Genomic DNA, 16,842 nt, shown 5'->3' with positions numbered 1-16,842 from the left:
GGAGAAGCTCGGCCACACGGTGGTCCTCGACCCGGCCGCCTGAACCTAACTGCAGAGGCACTGGAGGACGGCCTTCGGCCGCCCCGCGCTGACGCGCGCCTGCAACTCACCTATTCACGGGTCTGTGTCGCCTCATGATCTTGTTCGGTTCGGTAGCGGAGATGGGAGCGAAGAACGTCCGCCGGCGAGGATCCGAGTACGCAGCCGATCGGGTCGACGGTCCGGCCGTGGTTGGCAGCTGATGCCCGGAGCTGAGGCGGCGGACTCGGCGGCTGTGGCCACGGGGAGGGATCCGCAGCGGTTATCCCCGTCTGTCCGGCAGCGCGCCGCCGAGAGGAGGTCGCGCGGTGAGGGGTGACATTGCGCTGCCGCGGAGATGACCCTGCCGAGGGCGTGTCACTGCCACAGGCCGAGGACGAGTCGGGGCTCCCCGACCGGTCGGGTACACCAGCTGGGCCCGTGGACGCCGGACTGCAAGGCCCGGCGCGACCGCGGTTTGTCGCTACTGGGGACGGCGGATACGCAACAGGCCGCGTTGCGCGATGGCGATTGTGCCCGTAAGCGTGGTCACGTCGTGACCGGTGACCACCTCGGCGAGCGCGGCGAGCACGGTCGGGACCGACTGGTCTGCTGGTCGCAGCACGAGGATCCCGGCGTGGCTGCCCGGCGGGTAGGTCCGGATGTCGCCCAGTCCACGATCCAACGTGATCAACAGTCGTCCCGTAGCGGCCGCAGCGGCCACGACCTGAGGATCGGTTGCGCCTGCCAGGTTCTCGTCGACGACGGTGTCGACATCGTGTCCGGCGGCGATGAGCACATGACTGGCCGAGCGAGGCATGTTCTCGTCGAGCTTGACCTTCACTCGCGGCTCAGCGGAACCAGTTCCTCACGGGCCAGCAGCGCCCCGTAGGCGGCGGCCGCCTGCACTCCTTCGGAGGTCAGGGTCGGATACTCCGCGACGATCTGTTCGGTGCTCATCCCGGCGGCCAGGCAGTCGAGCACCACGCTGACCGGCACGCGGGTGCCGACGATGACCGCCTGGCCGCTCAGCACGGCCGGATCGGTGGTGATCAACCCCAGTCGGTCGGGACTCATGCGCCCAGTGTGCCCGCGCTCGCGATCTACGACAGCATGCCGGTCCTCCCGGCCGCCCCGTCGCCCACCAACGCGACGTCACCCCGGTGATGTGAGCTCCGGCCGGAGCCCGGAGCCCCGGTCGACCAAGCACGAACCGTCGCCTCCGCGCTCCGACCGACGAACGGAGCCGAGCGCCGACAGCCGCAGCACACAGGCCGGAGCCCCCGACGTACCGGAGCAGAACCGGAGACGAACCGGAGGAGGTCGGGAGGACCAGGAACCGGGAGGGACGTCGAGAGGGCCCGGTGCGCATGCGTAGGCAGCTCACGGCCGGTGCCCGCGGCACGCGACGCAGTGGACCGGCGGCTCGACCCCGCCGTCGTGCCAGTGTTTCGGCACCCTGACACCGATGACGGCAGCAACGGCGTTGCGCGCTGGCCGGTGGGATGTGCATCGGGCTCGCAGGGACGACGCCGCCCGACCTCCTGCCGCCTCCAGCCGGGGCCGAGCGTCAGGTGTGGGAAGCACCATCGTCGGCTTCCGGTGATCGTCGTCCCGGAGCGCAGGAGAACCGGAGAAGGACAGGAGATCGCCGGTGCACCGTCAGCGATCGGAGCGGAACGGCGCCTTCCGAGGTGCCGCGCCACCCCGGACGACAGCGGGCCGAGGACGAAGACCTCCCGAGGAGGCGACATGGGAGACCCACAGCGCTTACCCGACGGGCTGGCCACCACTGCCCTGTTGCTGACGCCCGAGGAGGCCGCCACGGTGCTCCGCGTCGGCCGCACCACGATCTACGCGCTCATGAAGGCAGGCGACCTGCAGCCGGTCCACATCGGCCGCAGCTGCCGGCTGTCGCGGGCCGAGCTCGAGCGCTACGTCCGCGGCCTGGAGGCTCCCCGCCCCGTTCCCCCTCGTTCGCCGAGACGGAACCGGACGACAACGGACCAGCGCGGACTCTTCGAGCTCGGCCCGCCGTCGCCCGATGCCGCGTGAGTTCACAGGGGGCCTGTCCGCGTCCGAGCGCGCAGCCAGACTGGACCTCCAGCCCACGGCCCAGGGGTGACTGATGGCGACACGCGCCTCGAACGGCGAGTCGACGATCTACAAGGGCGCCGACGGGCGCTGGCACGGCTACGTCTCCGTCGGGTTCAGGCTGGACGGCAAGCCCGACCGCCGGCACGTCAGCAGCAAGAACCGCGGCGTCGTGGTCTCGAAGGTCCGGGAGCTTGAGCGCAAGCGCGACTCAGGAATGGTCGGCGAGACGTCCACCCCGACCGTCGCCTGGTGGCTCGAGCACTGGCTCACCACCATCGCGCCGCGCCGGGTACGCCAGCGGACCCTGGAGAGCTACGAGTCCGCCGTCCGCAAGCACCTGATCCCTGGCATCGGCCGCCACCGGATGGATCGGCTGCGACCCGAACACCTCGACCAGCTCTACACCGCCCTGCTGGACGACGGCTACTCCCCCGCCTCCGTCCTCCGCCATCACCGGATCCTCTCCCGGGCCCTCACCGTCGCCGTCCAGCGCGGTCACATCCCTCGCAACGTCGCCGCACTCGTCGACCCACCCGCCCAGCGCCCCAGCGACATCGCCACCGCCCTGGACCTCGGCGAGGCCCGCGCCGTCCTGGAGGCAGCCGCGCACGTCCGCAACGCCGCCCGCTGGACCGTCGCCCTCGCCCTGGGCCTCCGGCAGTCCGAAGCCCTGGCGCTGCAGTGGAAGGACATCGACCTGCTCACCGGCACGCTGACGGTCCGGCGGAGCATCCACCGCGTCCGCGGCGGCGGGCTGATCTACGAGGAGCCGAAGACCCGGCGCAGCCAGCGCACGCTCGCCCTGCCCCTCCCCCTGGTCGCCGCCCTGCAAGAGCACAAGGCCGCCCAGCTCGGCGAGCGGATGCTGGCCGGCTCCGAGTGGCACGACGAGGACCTGGTCTTCGCCCAGCCCAACGGCCGGCCGATCGACAAGAAGGCCGACTACGACGACTGGACCCGTCTGCTGCAGGCCGCCGGCGTCCGCCACGTCCGGCTGCACGACGGCCGGCACACCGCCGCCACCCTGCTGCTGAGCGAGAACGTGCACCCGCGGGTGGTCATGGAGCTGCTCGGCCACAGCCAGATGCGCACGACGATGGACATCTACAGCCACGTCATGCCGGCCCTGGCTCGGGAGGCGGCGGACCGGATGGGCACCCTGCTGCTGCCGGGTAAGGGTGGACGAACTGCAACCACAACTGCAACCAGAGACGACGCAGGCCGTTCCCCGCAAGGGGAACGGCCTGGTCATCGGGGTGGAGCTGAGGGGACTCGAACCCCTGACCCCCACACTGCCAGTGTGGTGCGCTACCAGCTGCGCCACAGCCCCGTGACTCGACCCGGTCTGGTGCGTCCGAGCCAGGGGCAACTGTACAGGGCCGCGACGGCTCCCCGGCGCAGGGGGTCGGGATGGGTCAGCCCTGCTTCATCTGGGCGATGCGGATGTGGTTGCCGAAGGGGTCGCGGAGGCCGAAGTCGATGCCGTAGGGCTGGTCGACCGGCTCCTCGGTGATCTCCACGCCCTTGGCCTTGAGCTCCGCGTGGGTCTCGTGCGCGTCGTCGCACGCGAGGAACAGGTGCCCGCCGGCGGCGCCCTTGGCGATGAGCTCCCGCACCTGAGCGGCGGTCTCGTCACTGAGGGACGGCGGACCCGGCTCCTCCAGCAGGACGGCCCGATCGGGCTGGCCGGGCAGGTTGACGGTCAGCCAGCGCATCGGGCCGAAGTGCATGTCCGACTGGACCTCGAAGCCGAGCTTCCCGACGTAGAAGTCGAGGGCCCGGTCCTGGTCGGGCACGTAGATCTGGGTGATGGTGATCGCGGTCAGCATGGGCGAGACGCTAGAGACGATCACACCCCCGGGGCTTCTCCGAAACTGCTCGGTCTGGCCCAGGCCATCGCGAAGCACGTGGGCACCGGCGGGAGGGGGCCGCGGCGCCGGTACGCCGACGGCGGCTCCCCGACGACGTCCCGGAACACCCGGCTGAAGGTGCCGAGACTCGAGAAACCGACGTCCATGCAGATGTCGGTGACGCTGCGGTCGGTGGAGCGCAGCAGGAACATGGCCCGCTCGACCCTCCGCCGCTGCAGGTAGCGGTTGGGCGTCTCCCCGAAGGTGGCCCGGAACGTCCGGATGAAGTGCGCCTCGGAGACCTGCGCGATCCGGGCCAGGGTGGGGACGTCGAGCGGTTCGGCGTAGGAGCGGTCCATCGCGTCCCGGGCGCGCAGCAGCCTGCGGTTGGCGTCCTCGACCGCGCTGCCCACGCCGCTCATCCCACCAGGGATCAGACCTCGACGCCGCGCTCCGCCAGCCACGGCACCGGGTCGATGCGCTTGCCGTTCATCCCGCCCTGGTGCACCTCGAAGTGCAGGTGCGGACCGGTCGACTGGCCGCGGTTGCCCAGCAACGCGATCGTCTCGCCGGCCTCCACGTACTGGCCGGGCTCGACGAGGATCTCCTCCATGTGGCCGTACACGGTCACGTCGCCGTTCTCGTGGAGGACGTAGACGGCCAGGCCGAAGCCGCTGGCCGACCCGGCCCGCAGGACGACGCCGTCCATGGCCGCGTACTCCGGCGTCCGCATCGGGGCGGCCAGGTCGATGCCGTAGTGGAAGGTGCCCCACCGGCCCCCGTAGCCACTGGTGAAGCGGGCGCCGTCGACGGGCAGCACCGCCTTGGGCCGCGCGGCCTCCCGGGCCGCCTCGGCGGCGGCCGCCTCCGCCGCGGCGCGCTCGGCGCGCGAGGCGGCCACCTCGGCCAGCCGGGCCTGGGCCTCGGCCTCGGTGATCGAGGCCATGGGCAGCGCCTCGACCTCGTCGCCGGTGGTGGCCAGCTCCATCTGCGCGGCGAGCACCGAGTTCGACCCGGTCGGGACGTCGGAGGCGTTCGAGACGCCGGTGACGCCCGCGACCAGCCCGCCCACGACTAGCGCGGTCAGCAGCAGCGGGCCGCGACGCGGGCCGGAGGCCGGCCGCCGGGCCCGGGAGGGAGCGGGGACCCGGGGGTTCCCGGAGCGCTGCGCGCGACGCCGACCGGCCATGCACCTACCCGTTCGTGGGGAGAAGGCCCGTTGCCGGGCTCCAGGGGCTCGCCGCAGATCCAAACACTCCGTGACGGATCCGTGACCCGTTGCACGGCGTGTCCTCGAGGACACGCCGTGCGTGATCTCCCACACGTCCCCCAGTTCCAGCAGCGTGACGGCGATCCTGTTTGGAACCGGTTCCGTGCGGCTACGTTCGCCCCCCGGCGTGAAAACACCGCGCCGCGACGCCCTGCGTCCATCGCGGCTCACGCCACCGAGGAACGGCCCGGACTGGCCGGACCTCGCTGCCCCGTGTAGTCATGATCATCGCCGCACCAGGCGCGGCCCACACGTCACCGGGGTCGCTCAGGGAGAGCCGCGAAGGGGACGTCACCGCACGACTGCACGAGGGAGGACCGACGCCGCATGACCACGGCAGAGCCCATGACGGGACCCCGGGCGCCGGCCCACACCCAGGCCCCGGCCGCGGTCCTCCCGACGGTCCCCGGCCCGGAGGCGCCGCAGGTCCGCCCGCTGAGCCAGGCGATGCTGCACAGCCACGACGCCCGCGTCGCCGTCCCCACGTACGACCGCGGCGCGCTCACCCCGGCCGTCGTCCACCTGAGCGTGGGCGGCTTCTCCCGGGCCCACCAGCTCATCTACTTCGACGAGCTCGCCGAGCGGCGCATCTCCTCCGAGTGGGGCGTGGTCGGCGTCGGCCTGCGGCAGCGGCACCTGCAGGAGGCCCTCGCCCCGCAGGACCACCTCTACACCGTCGTCGAGCGCAGCCCGGACGGCGAGCGCGCCCGCGTCGTCGGCGTGATGGTCGACTACCTCTACGCCCCCGACGACCCCACCGCCGTCCTCGACCGGCTCAGCGACCGCCGCACCCGCCTGGTCACCCTCACCATCACCCCGGGCGGCTACCCCCTCGACCCGCAGACCCGCGCCTTCCGAGCCGACGACCCCGACGTGGCCCGCGACCTGGCGCAGCCGTCCGCGCCGGCCACCGCCTTCGGCTACCTGGTCGAGGCCCTCGAGCGGCGACGGCGGGCGGGCCTGGCCCCGTTCACCGTCGTCTCCTGCGACAACCTGCACCGCAACGGCGAGGTCACCCGCGCCTCCGTCGTCGGCCTGGCCCGGCTGCGCGACGAGGTGCTCGCTCGCTGGATCGCCGACCGGGTCGCGTTCCCCAGCAGCATGGTCGACCGGATCACCCCGCAGACCCCGCCCGAGGAACGCGCCGCGCTCGCCGCCCGCTACGGCGTGGACGACCGCTGGCCGGTCGTCACCGAGCCGTTCTCCCAGTGGTTCATCGAGGACGTCTTCAGCTCCGGCCGTCCACCGCTGGACGAGGTCGGGGTCCGCTTCGTCGCGGACGTCGGCGACTACGAGCTGATGAAGACCCGGCTGCTCAACGCGAGCCACTCGGCGCTGGGCCACCTGGGCTCGCTGGCCGGGTACACCCGCATGGACGAGCTGATGGGCGACCCGGTCTTCGCCGCGTACGTCGCCCGGCTCATGGACGACGAGGTCACCCCGCTGTTGCCGCAGCCCGACGGCGTCGACCTCGCCGTCTACAAGGACACGCTGCTGCAGCGCTTCGCCAACCCGGCGATCGCCGACCGGCTGTCCCGGCTGTGCCGGCGCGGCTCGGCGAAGCTGCCGCAGCACCTGCTGCCCTCGCTGCGCCAGTCGCTGGTCGAGGGCCGGTCCGCACCGCTGCTCACCCTGGCCGTGGCCGGCTGGTGCCGGTACCTGCGCGGCACCGACGACGCCGGTCGCCCGCTGCCGCTGGAGGACCCGCGCGCCGCCGAGCTGCAGGCCCTGGCGCTGCAGGGCCGCGGCGACCCGCGCCCGCTGCTCGCCGTCCGCCCGGTCTTCGGCGACCTCGGCGACGACCCCGCGTTCGTCGCCGACCTGAGCGGCGCGCTGGACCGGCTCGACCGGCTCGGCGCCCGCGCCGCGGTCGCCGCCACCCTGGCCGCCTCGGCCCGCCCCCTGCCCCGATGAGCACCGTCCCACCCGGAGGTACCGCCCCGATGCCCGCCCTCCCCGAGCCGCTCGTCATGCGGCTCGAGGCCCTCCTCTGCGACGCCGACGGCAACCTCTTCCCCTCCGAGGAGCCGGCGTTCGTCGCCTCCGCCGACGTGACCAACCGCCTCCTCGCCGACCTCGGCGTCGACCGCCGGTTCTCCCCCGAGGAGCTGCGGCTGGCCACCACGGGCATGAACTTCCGGACGACGTCGCGCCGGCTGGCCGCCGAGGCCGGGCACCCCGAGGTCGACGTCGAGCCGTGGGTGGCCGAGGAGAAGCGGGCGGTCACCGCCCATCTCGGCGTCACGCTGACCCCGCACCCGGAGACCAGCGACGCCCTGACGGCGCTGTCGGCGTACCTGCGCCTCGCCGCGGTCAGCTCCAGCGCGCTGACCCGGCTGGCCGCCTGCTTCACCGCCACCGGGCTGGACGAGCTCATCCCACCGGCCGTGCGCTTCAGCGCCGAGGACTCGCTGCCCGTGCCCACCAGCAAGCCCGACCCGGCCGTCTACCTGCACGCCTGTGAGCAGCTGGGCATCGCGCCGGAGGCCGGGCTGGCCGTGGAGGACTCCGTCCCCGGCGCCCTGTCGGCGGTGCGGGCCGGCTGCCCCACCGTCGGCAACCTGCTGTTCGTCCCGGAGGCCGAGCGCGCCGACCGGGAGGCGGCGCTGTTCGACGCGGGGGTGCTCACCGTGGTCGACTCCTGGCGGCAGCTGGCCGATCTGCTGCTCCCCTGGCTTCCCCGCCGGGCCGCCGGAGTCCTGATCCCGACCGGAGGAGATGGGTGAACATCGTCTACGTGGCCTTCCGCGGCCACTTCTCCGACAGCCCCCGCGCGCTGTACGAGGGGCTGCTCGAGCGCGGCGTCGAGGCGACGCACACGTGGCTCTCGGCCCCGCACACCCAGGCGACCTTCCCCGACGGCGTCGCCACGGTCCCCTTCGGCAGCCCGGAGTCGATCGCGGCGCTGGAGGGTGCGGACCTGGTGATCAGCAACGACCACATCCCGCTGGACTGGGAGAAGAAGCCCGGCGCCCGCTACCTGCAGACCTGGCACGGCACGCCGCTCAAGCGCATCCACAACGACGTGCGCTGGGCGCCCGAGGGCCGGCTGGCCTACCTGGAGCACGACATCGCCAGGTGGGACCTGCTGCTGTCGCCGAACGCGGCGAGCACCCCGCGCCTGCGCAACGCCTTCGGCTACCGCGGTGAGATCCACGAGACCGGCTACCCGCGCAACGACCTGCTCAGCAGCCCCCAGCGGGACGCCGTCCGGGCCGCCGTCCGCGCCGACCTCGGCATCGACGAGGGCCAGACCGTCGTCCTGTACACGCCCACCTGGCGCGACGACCTGGTGTTCAAGAAGACCGGTCCGCAGGACTTCGAGTTCCCCGTCGACCTCGACGAGTTCACCGCCCGGCTCGGGAAGGACCACGTGCTGCTGCTGCGGCTGCACAACATGGTGATGGACCGGCTCGAGGTCGTCGACGGCTCGCCGGTGCACGACGTCTGCAGCCACCCCGACATCCGGGACCTGTACCTGGCCGCCGACGCCATGGTCACCGACTACTCGTCGACGATGTTCGACTTCGCCATCACCGGTCGGCCGATGCTGTTCTTCACCTACGACCTGGCCTACTTCCGCGACGAGCTGCGCGGGTTCTACTTCGACCTGGAGGACGTCGCCCCCGGGCCGATGCTGTCCACCAGCACGGAGCTGATCGACGCCATCGCCGACCTCGACGGGGTGCGCGAGCGCTACGCCACCCGCTACGCCGAGTTCCAGCAGACCTTCTGCCACCTGGAGGACGGGCACGCCACCGAGCGCGTCCTCGACCTGCTCTTCCCGTCGGCACCGGCCGTCGGGTCCACCACCCGAGGAGGGGACGACCGTGCTCGCTGACCGCGCCACCACCGCCGAATCGAACGGGCCGGCGCCTGCCGCCCCGGGCCTGGAGGTACCCGTCCAGGTCGTCATCCTCGCCGCCGGGATGGGCACCCGGCTGGGCCGGCCCTGGCCCAAGCCGCTGACCCCGCTGCACGACGGGCGCAGCATCCTGCAGCGCCAGCTCGACGGGCTGCGCTCGGTGCTCGGCCCGTCGGTCGACATCACCGTGGTCGTCGGCTTCGAGGCCGAGCGCGTCATGCGGGCGGTCCCCGACGTGCGCTTCGTCTACAACCCCGACTACCGGGTCACCAACACCTCGCAGAGCCTGCTGCGCGCCCTGCGGACCACCGGGAACCGCGGCGTGCTGTGGCTCAACGGCGACGTCGTCTTCGACCCGGCGGTGATCGAGACCGCCCTGCCGGCGCTGCGGGCCGAGGAGAGCTTCGTCTGCGTCGACACCTCCACCGTCGCCGACGAGGAGGTCAAGTACACCGTCGACACCGAGGGCTGGATCGACGAGCTGTCCAAGACCGTGGTCGGCGGCCTCGGTGAGGCGGTCGGCATCAACCACGTCTGCGCCGCTGACAAGCCGGTGCTGATCGAGCACCTGGCGACCTGCGCGGAGCAGGACTACTTCGAGCGCGGCATCGAGACCGCCATCGCATCGGCGGGGCTGCGCATCCGGCCGCTCGACATCTCGCAGCACGCCGCCGTCGAGGTGGACTTCGAGGCCGATCTCGAGCGGGCCAACGCGCTGTTCGCCGAGCGCAGCCACCTGCAGCCGGTGACCGACGCCCCGGCCTAGTCCCGCGCGGCCGGCGGGTCCCAGCCTCCGAGCAGGGACTCGCCGGCCGGGCGACGGCTCTCGCGGAACCGGCGGGTGCCGACCAGGCCCCCGACCACGCAGCCGGCGCCCAGGGCGACCAGCACCGCCACCGCCGCGCGGGTCAGCAGCACCGGCCCCTCGGCCAGCACGTTCGCCGTCCACAGCACGTCGACGTCGGGCAGCCCCTGCACCAGCAGCAGCCAGCCCAGGACGACGGCCAGCAGCGCGGTCAGCCCGCCGCGGCCCCGGACGGCGGCGACCAGGCCACCGACGGCCACGGCGAGCGCGAGCAACCCGGGCAGCAACGCGGACACCAGGGCGGCGGCGTGCGAGGAGACGCTCGCCGCGGGCTCCGGCGTGGTCGCCGCGTGGTACACCGCAGCGGCTCCGCCGAGAACCATCAGGAGCCCCAGCGGGCGGGGTCCCCGGCCGAGCAGCGCCGCGGCCACCGGGGCCAGGGCCAGGACGGTGTAGAGCGGCCACACCACCCAGGCCGGCGGCGGCGGGCTCCAGGTCAGCTCGCCGCGCACCTGCACCGGCGTGCCGCCGTAGGTCATCGGCACCACCCACGACGACACCACGTGCTCGCGGGTCGGGTCGGCGGCCACCGCGGGCGGCAGCAGGTCCTCGCTCATCCAGTGCGTGCGGTGGTCGTGCCAGACGTAGCTCGGCTCGGTCGACACCCGCACCCACTCCGGCGCGGCGGCCGGGTCGGCGTGCGCGGGGAGGGTCACCCGGCCGAACCGGTCGAGGTTGATGTAGGTGGCCGGGCTGTTCGCGTTGCGCCACACGCCGTCGGGACCGATCCGCAGGTACGGCTCGTCGGAGTAGCCGGGCACCGCGACCTCGGTCGCGGTCGGGTTGACCACCTCGAACTCGTCGCCGAAGGCGAGCACCCGCACCGCCACGCCGGGCAGCGCGGGGTCGACCGCCAGGACCCGCCCGTCGAAGTCGCTGCCCGCCGCACCGCCACCGACGTGCGCCTGCGCGGGCCCAGCGACCAGCAGCCCGGCCAGGGCCCCGAGGACGACGACCAGCAGGCGGGCCGCCGCCCGACTCACGCCCCGGCCACCAGGCCGAGGTCGCCGGCGATGTCGCGGCTGGTGTTGCCCGCGTCGAAGGCGACGTGGGCGAGGTCGTCGGCGCCGTAGAGCAGCAGCAGCGAGGAGTGCAGCCGGCCGGCGTCCTCGGCCAGCGGCACGCCCGCGGCCAGCTGCGCGCGGTCGATGGCGGCCTGGTCGCCGGTCAGCCCGACGAACCGGGTCGGCAGGTCGGCGTCGAAGCGGGCCAGGTACTCGGCGAGCACCTCGGGGGTGTCGAACGCGGGGTCGGTGGTGACGAAGACCACCTGCACCTGCTCGGCCAGCGCCGGGTCGACCCCACGCAGCGCGACGGCGACGTCGGCCATCGTCGTGGGGCAGATGTCGGGGCAGTTGGTGTAGCCGAAGAACAGCAGCGTCGGCGACCCGGCGGTCTCGGTGCCGAAGTCGTAGGGCTGCCCGTCCGGGCCGGTGAGGGTGAAGGAGGGCCGCTGGTAGGGATCGGGCAGGTCCAGCCCGGCATAGCGGTCCTCGGGGCCCTCGACCACGGCGGGCGCGCCGCCGGAGTGGTCGTGGCCCTCGGCGGACGGGGTCCCCTCGGCGGCCGCGCCCCCGCAGCCGGCCAGCAGGAGCCCGGCCGAGACGGTCAGGGCGGCCAGTCGGCTGCGGGAGGAGGACGTCACGAGGACACGGTACGACGGCCTGCGCGCCATCCCAGGACGACGCCGGCCACACCGGTGAACAGCGCCAGGATCGACAGGAAGAGAGCGAGCGCGCCCGGGCCGGCGTCGCCGTGACCGGTGCTCGCCGCCGCGGTGTCGGTGGCCGTGTCGGTCGCGTCGTGCCCGGCGTCGGCGGCGGCGGTCGTGGGAGCGGCGGTGCCGGTCGTGGCCTCGGCCAGCGTGAGCACCGGGGCGGGGTGCTCCGGCTCGGCCTGGCCCTCCACGGTCGGCTCGATCCACGCAGACTCGGTGCCGTCGTCGTAGGTCTGCACCGTGGGGAAGGACACCTGGTCGGCCTCGGGGAACGGCCCGCCGGAGAGGGCGAACTCCTGGAACTCGCCGGGCCGGATGCCGCCGCCGTCCGCCGCACGGAACTCCACGACCGACACGTAGCTGGTCACCTGCTCGCCGTGGCTCTCCAACGGCGTCGCCAGGTCCGACGTCGTCGTGCTGACCGTCCAGCCGGGCACCGGCTGCGCGCGCAGGGAGGCCATCGCGGACTCCGCCGGGATCGAGATGCGCAGCGCGACGGTGCTGGCGGTGTCGCTCTCGTTCGGCACCCGGAAGGTCAGCTTGCCGAAGCCGCCGGCGGCGGCGTCGGTCGAGGAGACGCCGACGTGCGCGGAGGCGGCGCCGGCCCCGGCGAGGGCGGCGGCCAGCGCCGTCAGCAGGGCCAGCACGACGACGCCGAGCCGCCCGAGCGGTCGGGGCAGGGATGAGGACACGGTTCTCCTGTCGGTTCGGGGTGGAGCGGGGGTCCGAGGGGTCAGCGCACCGGGAAGGCGGTCGTGGCGGTGCCGGCGGTGAACTCGTCGAGCCGGACGGTGACGGCGAGGGTCCAGGTGCCGGCGCCGGGGATCGCCATGCCGTCACCGACGTAGTGCCCGGGCCCGGCGGGTTCGAGGGCGACGTCGATCGGGCCGATCTCCTGGGCCTCCTCGGTGAGGGTCACCCGGATGTCGACGGGCTGGGTCAGCTGCCCCCGCTCGTCGAGGAGGTAGAGGTGCAGCGTGTTCGCCCCCGCGGCGGCCGGGTCGACCGACACCTGCACGCTGCCGTCCTGCCCGACCGCGGTCTGCACCGGCAGCGTCACGTCCACCGGCTGGGCGACCTCCGCGCGCGCCGGGGGCGTGCCGACGAGCACTGCCGACAGCGCCAGGACGACGAGGCCGACGGCGAGCTCGACGAGCACCGAGCGGCGCAGCGCGGGCCGCTCGACGGCGGCCGCGGCGGCCTGCGCCTCGGCGCGTGCGCCGGCGGCCGAGGCGACCACCGGGTCGGGCTCGGGCTCCTCGGACGACGCGGAGAAGGCGTGCACGGTGACCCGGCGACGCGGCGTGGGCCGGGGCCGGCGGACGCCGAGGTGCTGCTGCACCCACACCCGGGAGACGCCGGCCGCGGCGAGCAGCAGCAGGACCAGGGCGAGCTTGGCCAGCAGCACCCAGCCGTAGGTCGTCGTCACCAGGGCGGCGGGCGAGCCGACCTCGCGGACCGCCTGGACGACGCCGGTGACCACCAGCGCGGTGACCGAGCCGGCGGCCAGCCGGGAGAACGGCGGCAGCGCCCGGGCGACGTCGGCCGCCGGGGCGTCCTCGCGCAGCACGCCGCCCAGCAGCCCGGCCAGCCCGCCCAACCAGACGGCCATCGCCGCGACGTGCACCGCGGCCGCGGTCACGGCCAGGGCCGGCAGCGGCCCGGCGACGGGGTGGCCGACGGCGGCGACCGTGCCGACGAGGGCGAGGGCGAGGACGCCCCCGGCGAGCACGTCCGGCAGGGCGGGGCTCCCCCGTCGCCACACCGTGCGCAGCACGACCGCCAGCGCGGCCACCAGGACGATCCGCACCAGGTGCGCCGCCCCGTTCCCGGAGGCCGCGGTGGCCCCGAGGAGCGCCGGGTCGGCCACCGTGGGGAGCCCGCTGCCGGCGGCGTAGGGGCCCTGCAGGAGGAAGGTGAGCGCGGCACCGACGGCGACGGCCACCAGCCCGCCGGTGGTCATGCGACGCAGCCGCGCCGACGCCCAGCCCTCCGGCCACGCGGTGAGCAGCAGCACGGGCACGCCGATCGCGAGCGACAGGCCGGCGAAGCCCAGCCAGCGCGCCGCGGGCAGCGCCGCGCCCACGACCGGGTCGGTGTCGCCCGCTCCCGCGGTGGCGTCCGCGGCCACCAGCTCGCCGTCGCCGACGGCGAAGGAGAAGGCCCCGGAGATGGGGTGGGAGTCGGCCGAGACCACCCGGTAGGTGACGAGGTAGCCGTCGTCGGGCAGGTCCGCCCGCAGCGGGACGACGACGGAGTCGCCCTCGACCGTGGCGTCCCCGGCGTCGACCCGCTCCCCGGATGCGTCGAGCACGCGGGCGTAGCCGGCCCCGAGGGAGACGCCCTCGGTGAAGGTCAGCGTGACCCGGTCCGGCGCCTCAGGGAGCCGGGCGCCCTCGGCCGGGTCGGTCGACACCAGCTCGGCGTGCGCGGCGGCCGGCGGCGCGGTCGCCACCCCCGCCGCCGACCACAGCCCGAGCAGGGCCAGCAGGAGCAGCAGCGCCCCGGGCGCGCGGCGCCTCACGCCGGCACCCGCTCCCGGCCGACGACGGGCAGCTCCCGGCGTCGGCGTCCCCGCCAGGCGACGGTGCCGACCAGCGCCACGCCGGCGAGCAGCAGCAGGTGGGTGACCGCACGCTCGGCGTGCACGTGCCCGGCGCGCAGATCGGCGACGGTGAGGACGGCGAGGAGCGCGGCGAAGGTGCCGAGGAAGGGCAGCGCCCCGGCGGCGAGCCGGGGGGCGGCGGCGACGGCGAGGAAGGCCGCGGCGGTGCCCAGGTTCCAGGCGCCGGTCTCGTGGGCCATGTGCACCGGTGCGCTCATCGCCGCGGTGCCGGTGGCGAGGGAGGGCCAGGCGAACGCGGCCTGTGCGACGCCGACGGCCAGCAGGGCCAGGCGCAGCGCGGCGGCGGCCAGCCGGGCACGGGCGGCCGCGGCCGCGCCGGGCAGCTCGCGGGGTAGCGCGGCCAGCACCGTCGCCGTGAGATCGGGCACGTCCGGGGCGGGAGCGAGCCGGGCGCGGCGGGTCACCAGCTCGGCCTGCCGGGCCCAGGCGGCGCAGGCGGGACACGCACCCAGGTGCGCCTCCAGCTCGCCGGCGGGCAGGCCGGGCGACTCGCCGTCGAGCCGGGCGGAGACCGCCTCGCGGTACGGGGTGCACTGCATGATGGGTTGGTCGTCCTCCGAGGCTGATTGGTTCCCCCTCATTCCGGGTGACGCTGCAGCAACGGTTCACCGGGGAGGATGGGACGCGTGGAGGACCTGGAGCGGCTGGCCGTTGCCGCCGTCGACGGCGACCCCCTCGCCGCGGCGGCCCTGGTGCGCGCCACCCAGTCCGACGTCTGGCGGCTGTGCGCGGCCCTCGGTGACCGGCAGTCCGCCGACGACCTGACGCAGGAGACCTACCTGCGCGCCTTCGGGTCCCTGCACCGCTTCGAGGGGCGCTCGTCCCTGCGCACCTGGCTGCTGTCGATCGCCCGGCGGGTGTGCGCCGACGCCGTCCGGTCCCGTCGGCGCCGCCGGCTCACCCTCGTGCGCGAGGACGCCGAGCTCGAGGCCCTGGGCACCGCGAGCGACGCCGACCAGGTGGGCGAGGGTGCCGCGGTCGCCGACCTGCTGGCCCGGCTGGACCCCGACCGCCGCGAGGCCTTCGTGCTCACCCAGCTGCTCGGGCTGCCCTACGCGGAGGCCGCGGAGGTCGCCGGCTGCCCGGTGGGCACCATCCGCTCGCGGGTGGCGCGAGCTCGGGCCGACCTGGTCGAGGCACTGGGCGACGGGGCGGCGACCGCGCGGGCGTAGGCGCCGTCCCAGCAGCCGGGACGTGCTTTGGGCATTAGTCCACCGATCTGGTAGACATTGCGTCCGTGGCGGCGACGACGGTGCTCCTCGTGGGGCGGATCCACGTCGACCTGCTGCGCGTCTGCACCGCCCGCTGTCCGGGCTGCTGACCTCCTGCGCTCCGCGCACCCCTTCCCTCCCGCGCTGCGCTGCGCCTCTCGGCGCGCCCGCGGACCTCCCCGGATCCGGAGAACCAGCCCGTGAAGACCCTCGTCCTCCTCGCCCTCGTGGGCCTCGGTGCGCAACTCGTGGACGGCAGCCTCGGCATGGCCTACGGCGTGACGTCGACCACCCTGCTGCTCGCCATCGGCACCAACCCGGCCGCCGCGTCGGCCACCGTGCACTTCGCCGAGATCGGCACCAGCCTGATGTCCGGCCTCGCACACTGGAAGTTCGGCAACGTCGACTGGAAGGTCGTCGCCAAGGTCGGCGTCCCTGGCGCGGTGGGCGCCTTCATCGGCGCCAACGTGCTGTCCAGCCTCTCGACCGAGGTCGCCGCCCCGGTCATGTCGCTGATCCTCCTGTCCCTCGGCATCTACCTGCTCGTGCGCTTCACCCTCCGGGGGATCGACCGCCGGCACCTGGGCAAGCCGGTCCGCAAGCGCTTCCTCGGCCCGCTGGGCCTGGTGGCCGGCTTCGTCGACGCCACCGGCGGTGGCGGCTGGGGCCCGGTCGGGACGCCGGCGCTGCTGGCCAGCGGGCGGATGGAGCCGCGCAAGGTGATCGGCTCGATCGACACGTCCGAGTTCCTCATCGCCGTGGCCGCGAGTCTCGGTTTCCTCGTCGCACTGGGCTCCCAGGGTGTCGACGCCACGTGGGCGCTCGGGTTGCTCGCCGGCGGGCTGGTCGCCGCGCCGCTCGCCGCGTGGCTGGTGCGGCACGTCCCGCCCCGGATGCTCGGCTCGCTGGTCGGCGGCATGATCGTGCTGACCAACACCCGGACGCTGCTGCGCAGTGACTGGATCGACGCCTCCGACCCGGTGCGCTACGCCGTCTACGCGGTCATCTACGCCATCTGGGCCACCGCGGTCGTGCACTCCTTCCGCGAGTACCGCAAGGACCGTGCGCTGGAGTCCGCCGACGCTCTGGCCGCCGAGGCGGCGCGGTCGCACGACGAGATCGAGCTCCCGGCCGACGGTGCGGACGCCGCCGACCTGCGGCGCGACGTCACGGCGGGCCGACCCCGCGACCCGCGCGACTAGGTGTACTGAGCCAGGACGTTGGTAGCGGCGTGAGGGGTTGAGCGAGGGAGAACCTCCGAGTGGGGTGTGGCTTGTCGAAGGCCCACATCCACCCGGAGGTCCTCGTGACCCACGCTAATGC

Annotated in this window: 17 protein-coding genes, 1 tRNA gene and 1 pseudogene; 8 read left to right on the top strand and 11 right to left on the bottom strand. The window is 74.2% G+C overall.

The features are described 5' to 3' along the window. Nucleotides 1-502: 502 nt before the first annotated feature. Together ACI79G_RS24425 and ACI79G_RS24420 are read right to left on the bottom strand one after the other, a co-directional pair. Nucleotides 503-862, bottom strand: a complete 360-nt coding sequence (locus ACI79G_RS24425; protein WP_456883625.1) for a DUF5615 family PIN-like protein — start codon at nucleotides 860-862, stop codon at nucleotides 503-505. Next, nucleotides 859-1,095, bottom strand: coding sequence for a DUF433 domain-containing protein (locus tag ACI79G_RS24420; protein WP_456883624.1), 237 nt, complete (start codon nucleotides 1,093-1,095; stop codon nucleotides 859-861). The genes ACI79G_RS24425 and ACI79G_RS24420 overlap by 4 nt, the downstream gene beginning before the upstream one ends. 675 nt (nucleotides 1,096-1,770) lie before the next feature. Between ACI79G_RS24420 and ACI79G_RS24415 the strand changes: the two genes are divergently transcribed. After that, nucleotides 1,771-2,073 carry a helix-turn-helix domain-containing protein gene (locus ACI79G_RS24415; RefSeq protein ID WP_456883623.1) on the top strand — a complete coding sequence of 101 codons (303 nt, stop codon included), beginning with the start codon at nucleotides 1,771-1,773 and terminating at the stop codon, nucleotides 2,071-2,073. Nucleotides 2,074-2,146: 73 nt separating this feature from the next. Then, nucleotides 2,147-3,172 (top strand): annotated as a pseudogene (locus ACI79G_RS24410) (site-specific integrase); the annotation flags it as partial. A gap of 200 nt (nucleotides 3,173-3,372) precedes the next feature. On the opposite strand, the gene ACI79G_RS24405 reads toward ACI79G_RS24410, so the two are convergent. The 4 genes from ACI79G_RS24405 to ACI79G_RS24390 form a co-directional block, all read right to left on the bottom strand. Further along, nucleotides 3,373-3,445, bottom strand: a tRNA-Ala gene (locus tag ACI79G_RS24405). Nucleotides 3,446-3,530: 85 nt separating this feature from the next. Beyond that, the gene (locus ACI79G_RS24400; RefSeq protein ID WP_456883622.1) at nucleotides 3,531-3,944 is read right to left on the bottom strand and encodes a VOC family protein; all 414 of its coding nucleotides are present in this window, start codon (nucleotides 3,942-3,944) and stop codon (nucleotides 3,531-3,533) included. A 20-nt stretch (nucleotides 3,945-3,964) separates the two neighbouring features. Beyond that, nucleotides 3,965-4,387 (bottom strand): helix-turn-helix domain-containing protein, encoded by a 423-nt coding sequence (locus ACI79G_RS24395; RefSeq protein ID WP_456883621.1) that lies wholly within the window; start codon nucleotides 4,385-4,387, stop codon nucleotides 3,965-3,967. Between the two features lie 11 nt (nucleotides 4,388-4,398). After that, complete coding sequence (locus tag ACI79G_RS24390) at nucleotides 4,399-5,037, bottom strand: M23 family metallopeptidase (RefSeq protein WP_456883620.1); 639 nt, start codon at nucleotides 5,035-5,037, stop codon at nucleotides 4,399-4,401. 525 nt (nucleotides 5,038-5,562) lie between these two features. Here ACI79G_RS24390 and ACI79G_RS24385 point away from each other — a divergent pair. Genes ACI79G_RS24385 through ACI79G_RS24370 form a run of 4 tightly spaced genes read left to right on the top strand, consistent with a single transcriptional unit; the run spans nucleotide 5,563 to nucleotide 9,866 of the window. Continuing rightward, nucleotides 5,563-7,149, top strand: coding sequence for a mannitol dehydrogenase family protein (locus tag ACI79G_RS24385; protein WP_456883619.1), 1,587 nt, complete (start codon nucleotides 5,563-5,565; stop codon nucleotides 7,147-7,149). A 29-nt stretch (nucleotides 7,150-7,178) separates the two neighbouring features. After that, complete coding sequence (locus ACI79G_RS24380) at nucleotides 7,179-7,961, top strand: HAD family hydrolase (protein ID WP_456883618.1); 783 nt, start codon at nucleotides 7,179-7,181, stop codon at nucleotides 7,959-7,961. Next, entirely contained in the window at nucleotides 7,958-9,076 is a 1,119-nt protein-coding gene (locus ACI79G_RS24375) for a CDP-glycerol glycerophosphotransferase family protein (protein ID WP_456883617.1), read from the top strand. The genes ACI79G_RS24380 and ACI79G_RS24375 overlap by 4 nt, the downstream gene beginning before the upstream one ends. Further along, nucleotides 9,066-9,866 carry a phosphocholine cytidylyltransferase family protein gene (locus ACI79G_RS24370; RefSeq protein WP_456883616.1) on the top strand — a complete coding sequence of 267 codons (801 nt, stop codon included), beginning with the start codon at nucleotides 9,066-9,068 and terminating at the stop codon, nucleotides 9,864-9,866. Before ACI79G_RS24375 ends, ACI79G_RS24370 begins: the two co-directional genes overlap by 11 nt. On the opposite strand, the gene ACI79G_RS24365 is transcribed toward ACI79G_RS24370, so the two are convergent. The 5 genes from ACI79G_RS24365 to ACI79G_RS24345 are packed head-to-tail and all read right to left on the bottom strand — an operon-like array spanning nucleotide 9,863 to nucleotide 14,847. Next, nucleotides 9,863-10,948: a hypothetical protein gene (locus ACI79G_RS24365; RefSeq protein ID WP_456883615.1), complete on the bottom strand. Its 1,086-nt coding sequence runs from the start codon at nucleotides 10,946-10,948 to the stop codon at nucleotides 9,863-9,865. The two genes, ACI79G_RS24370 and ACI79G_RS24365, sit on opposite strands and share 4 nt — an antisense overlap. Further along, on the bottom strand, nucleotides 10,945-11,610 hold the full coding sequence (locus ACI79G_RS24360) for an SCO family protein (RefSeq protein WP_456883614.1): 666 nt from the start codon (nucleotides 11,608-11,610) through the stop codon (nucleotides 10,945-10,947). Before ACI79G_RS24360 ends, ACI79G_RS24365 begins: the two co-directional genes overlap by 4 nt. Next, entirely contained in the window at nucleotides 11,607-12,374 is a 768-nt protein-coding gene (locus ACI79G_RS24355; protein WP_456883613.1) for a YcnI family protein, read from the bottom strand. Before ACI79G_RS24355 ends, ACI79G_RS24360 begins: the two co-directional genes overlap by 4 nt. 41 nt (nucleotides 12,375-12,415) lie before the next feature. Further along, entirely contained in the window at nucleotides 12,416-14,206 is a 1,791-nt protein-coding gene (locus ACI79G_RS24350) for a copper resistance CopC/CopD family protein (RefSeq protein ID WP_456883612.1), read from the bottom strand. Further along, nucleotides 14,203-14,847 carry a zf-HC2 domain-containing protein gene (locus ACI79G_RS24345; RefSeq protein WP_456883611.1) on the bottom strand — a complete coding sequence of 215 codons (645 nt, stop codon included), beginning with the start codon at nucleotides 14,845-14,847 and terminating at the stop codon, nucleotides 14,203-14,205. Before ACI79G_RS24345 ends, ACI79G_RS24350 begins: the two co-directional genes overlap by 4 nt. An 87-nt stretch (nucleotides 14,848-14,934) precedes the next feature. Here ACI79G_RS24345 and ACI79G_RS24340 point away from each other — a divergent pair, with 87 nt between their 5' ends. Together ACI79G_RS24340 and ACI79G_RS24335 are read left to right on the top strand one after the other, a co-directional pair. Continuing rightward, the gene (locus tag ACI79G_RS24340; protein WP_456883610.1) at nucleotides 14,935-15,480 is read left to right on the top strand and encodes a sigma-70 family RNA polymerase sigma factor; all 546 of its coding nucleotides are present in this window, start codon (nucleotides 14,935-14,937) and stop codon (nucleotides 15,478-15,480) included. A 239-nt stretch (nucleotides 15,481-15,719) separates the two neighbouring features. Beyond that, nucleotides 15,720-16,721: a sulfite exporter TauE/SafE family protein gene (locus ACI79G_RS24335; RefSeq protein ID WP_456883609.1), complete on the top strand. Its 1,002-nt coding sequence runs from the start codon at nucleotides 15,720-15,722 to the stop codon at nucleotides 16,719-16,721. Nucleotides 16,722-16,842 lie beyond the last annotated feature (121 nt).

The sequence above is a fragment of the Geodermatophilus sp. SYSU D00779 genome (assembly GCF_054050595.1).
Note: the sequence above shows the minus strand (reverse complement) of the source record. Positions and strands in the feature narration are given on the sequence as shown.

Excerpts from the sequence above, each read along its gene's own strand:
- ACI79G_RS24385 (WP_456883619.1), top strand. The coding sequence starts at position 5,563 with ATGACCACGGCAGAGCCCATGACGGGACCCCGGGCGCCGGCCCACACC.
- ACI79G_RS24415 (WP_456883623.1), top strand. The coding sequence starts at position 1,771 with ATGGGAGACCCACAGCGCTTACCCGACGGGCTGGCCACCACTGCCCTG.
- ACI79G_RS24380 (WP_456883618.1), top strand. The coding sequence starts at position 7,179 with ATGCCCGCCCTCCCCGAGCCGCTCGTCATGCGGCTCGAGGCCCTCCTC.
- ACI79G_RS24395 (WP_456883621.1), bottom strand. The coding sequence starts at position 4,387 with ATGAGCGGCGTGGGCAGCGCGGTCGAGGACGCCAACCGCAGGCTGCTG.
- ACI79G_RS24420 (WP_456883624.1), bottom strand. The coding sequence starts at position 1,095 with ATGAGTCCCGACCGACTGGGGTTGATCACCACCGATCCGGCCGTGCTG.
- ACI79G_RS24400 (WP_456883622.1), bottom strand. The coding sequence starts at position 3,944 with ATGCTGACCGCGATCACCATCACCCAGATCTACGTGCCCGACCAGGAC.
- ACI79G_RS24345 (WP_456883611.1), bottom strand. The coding sequence starts at position 14,847 with ATGCAGTGCACCCCGTACCGCGAGGCGGTCTCCGCCCGGCTCGACGGC.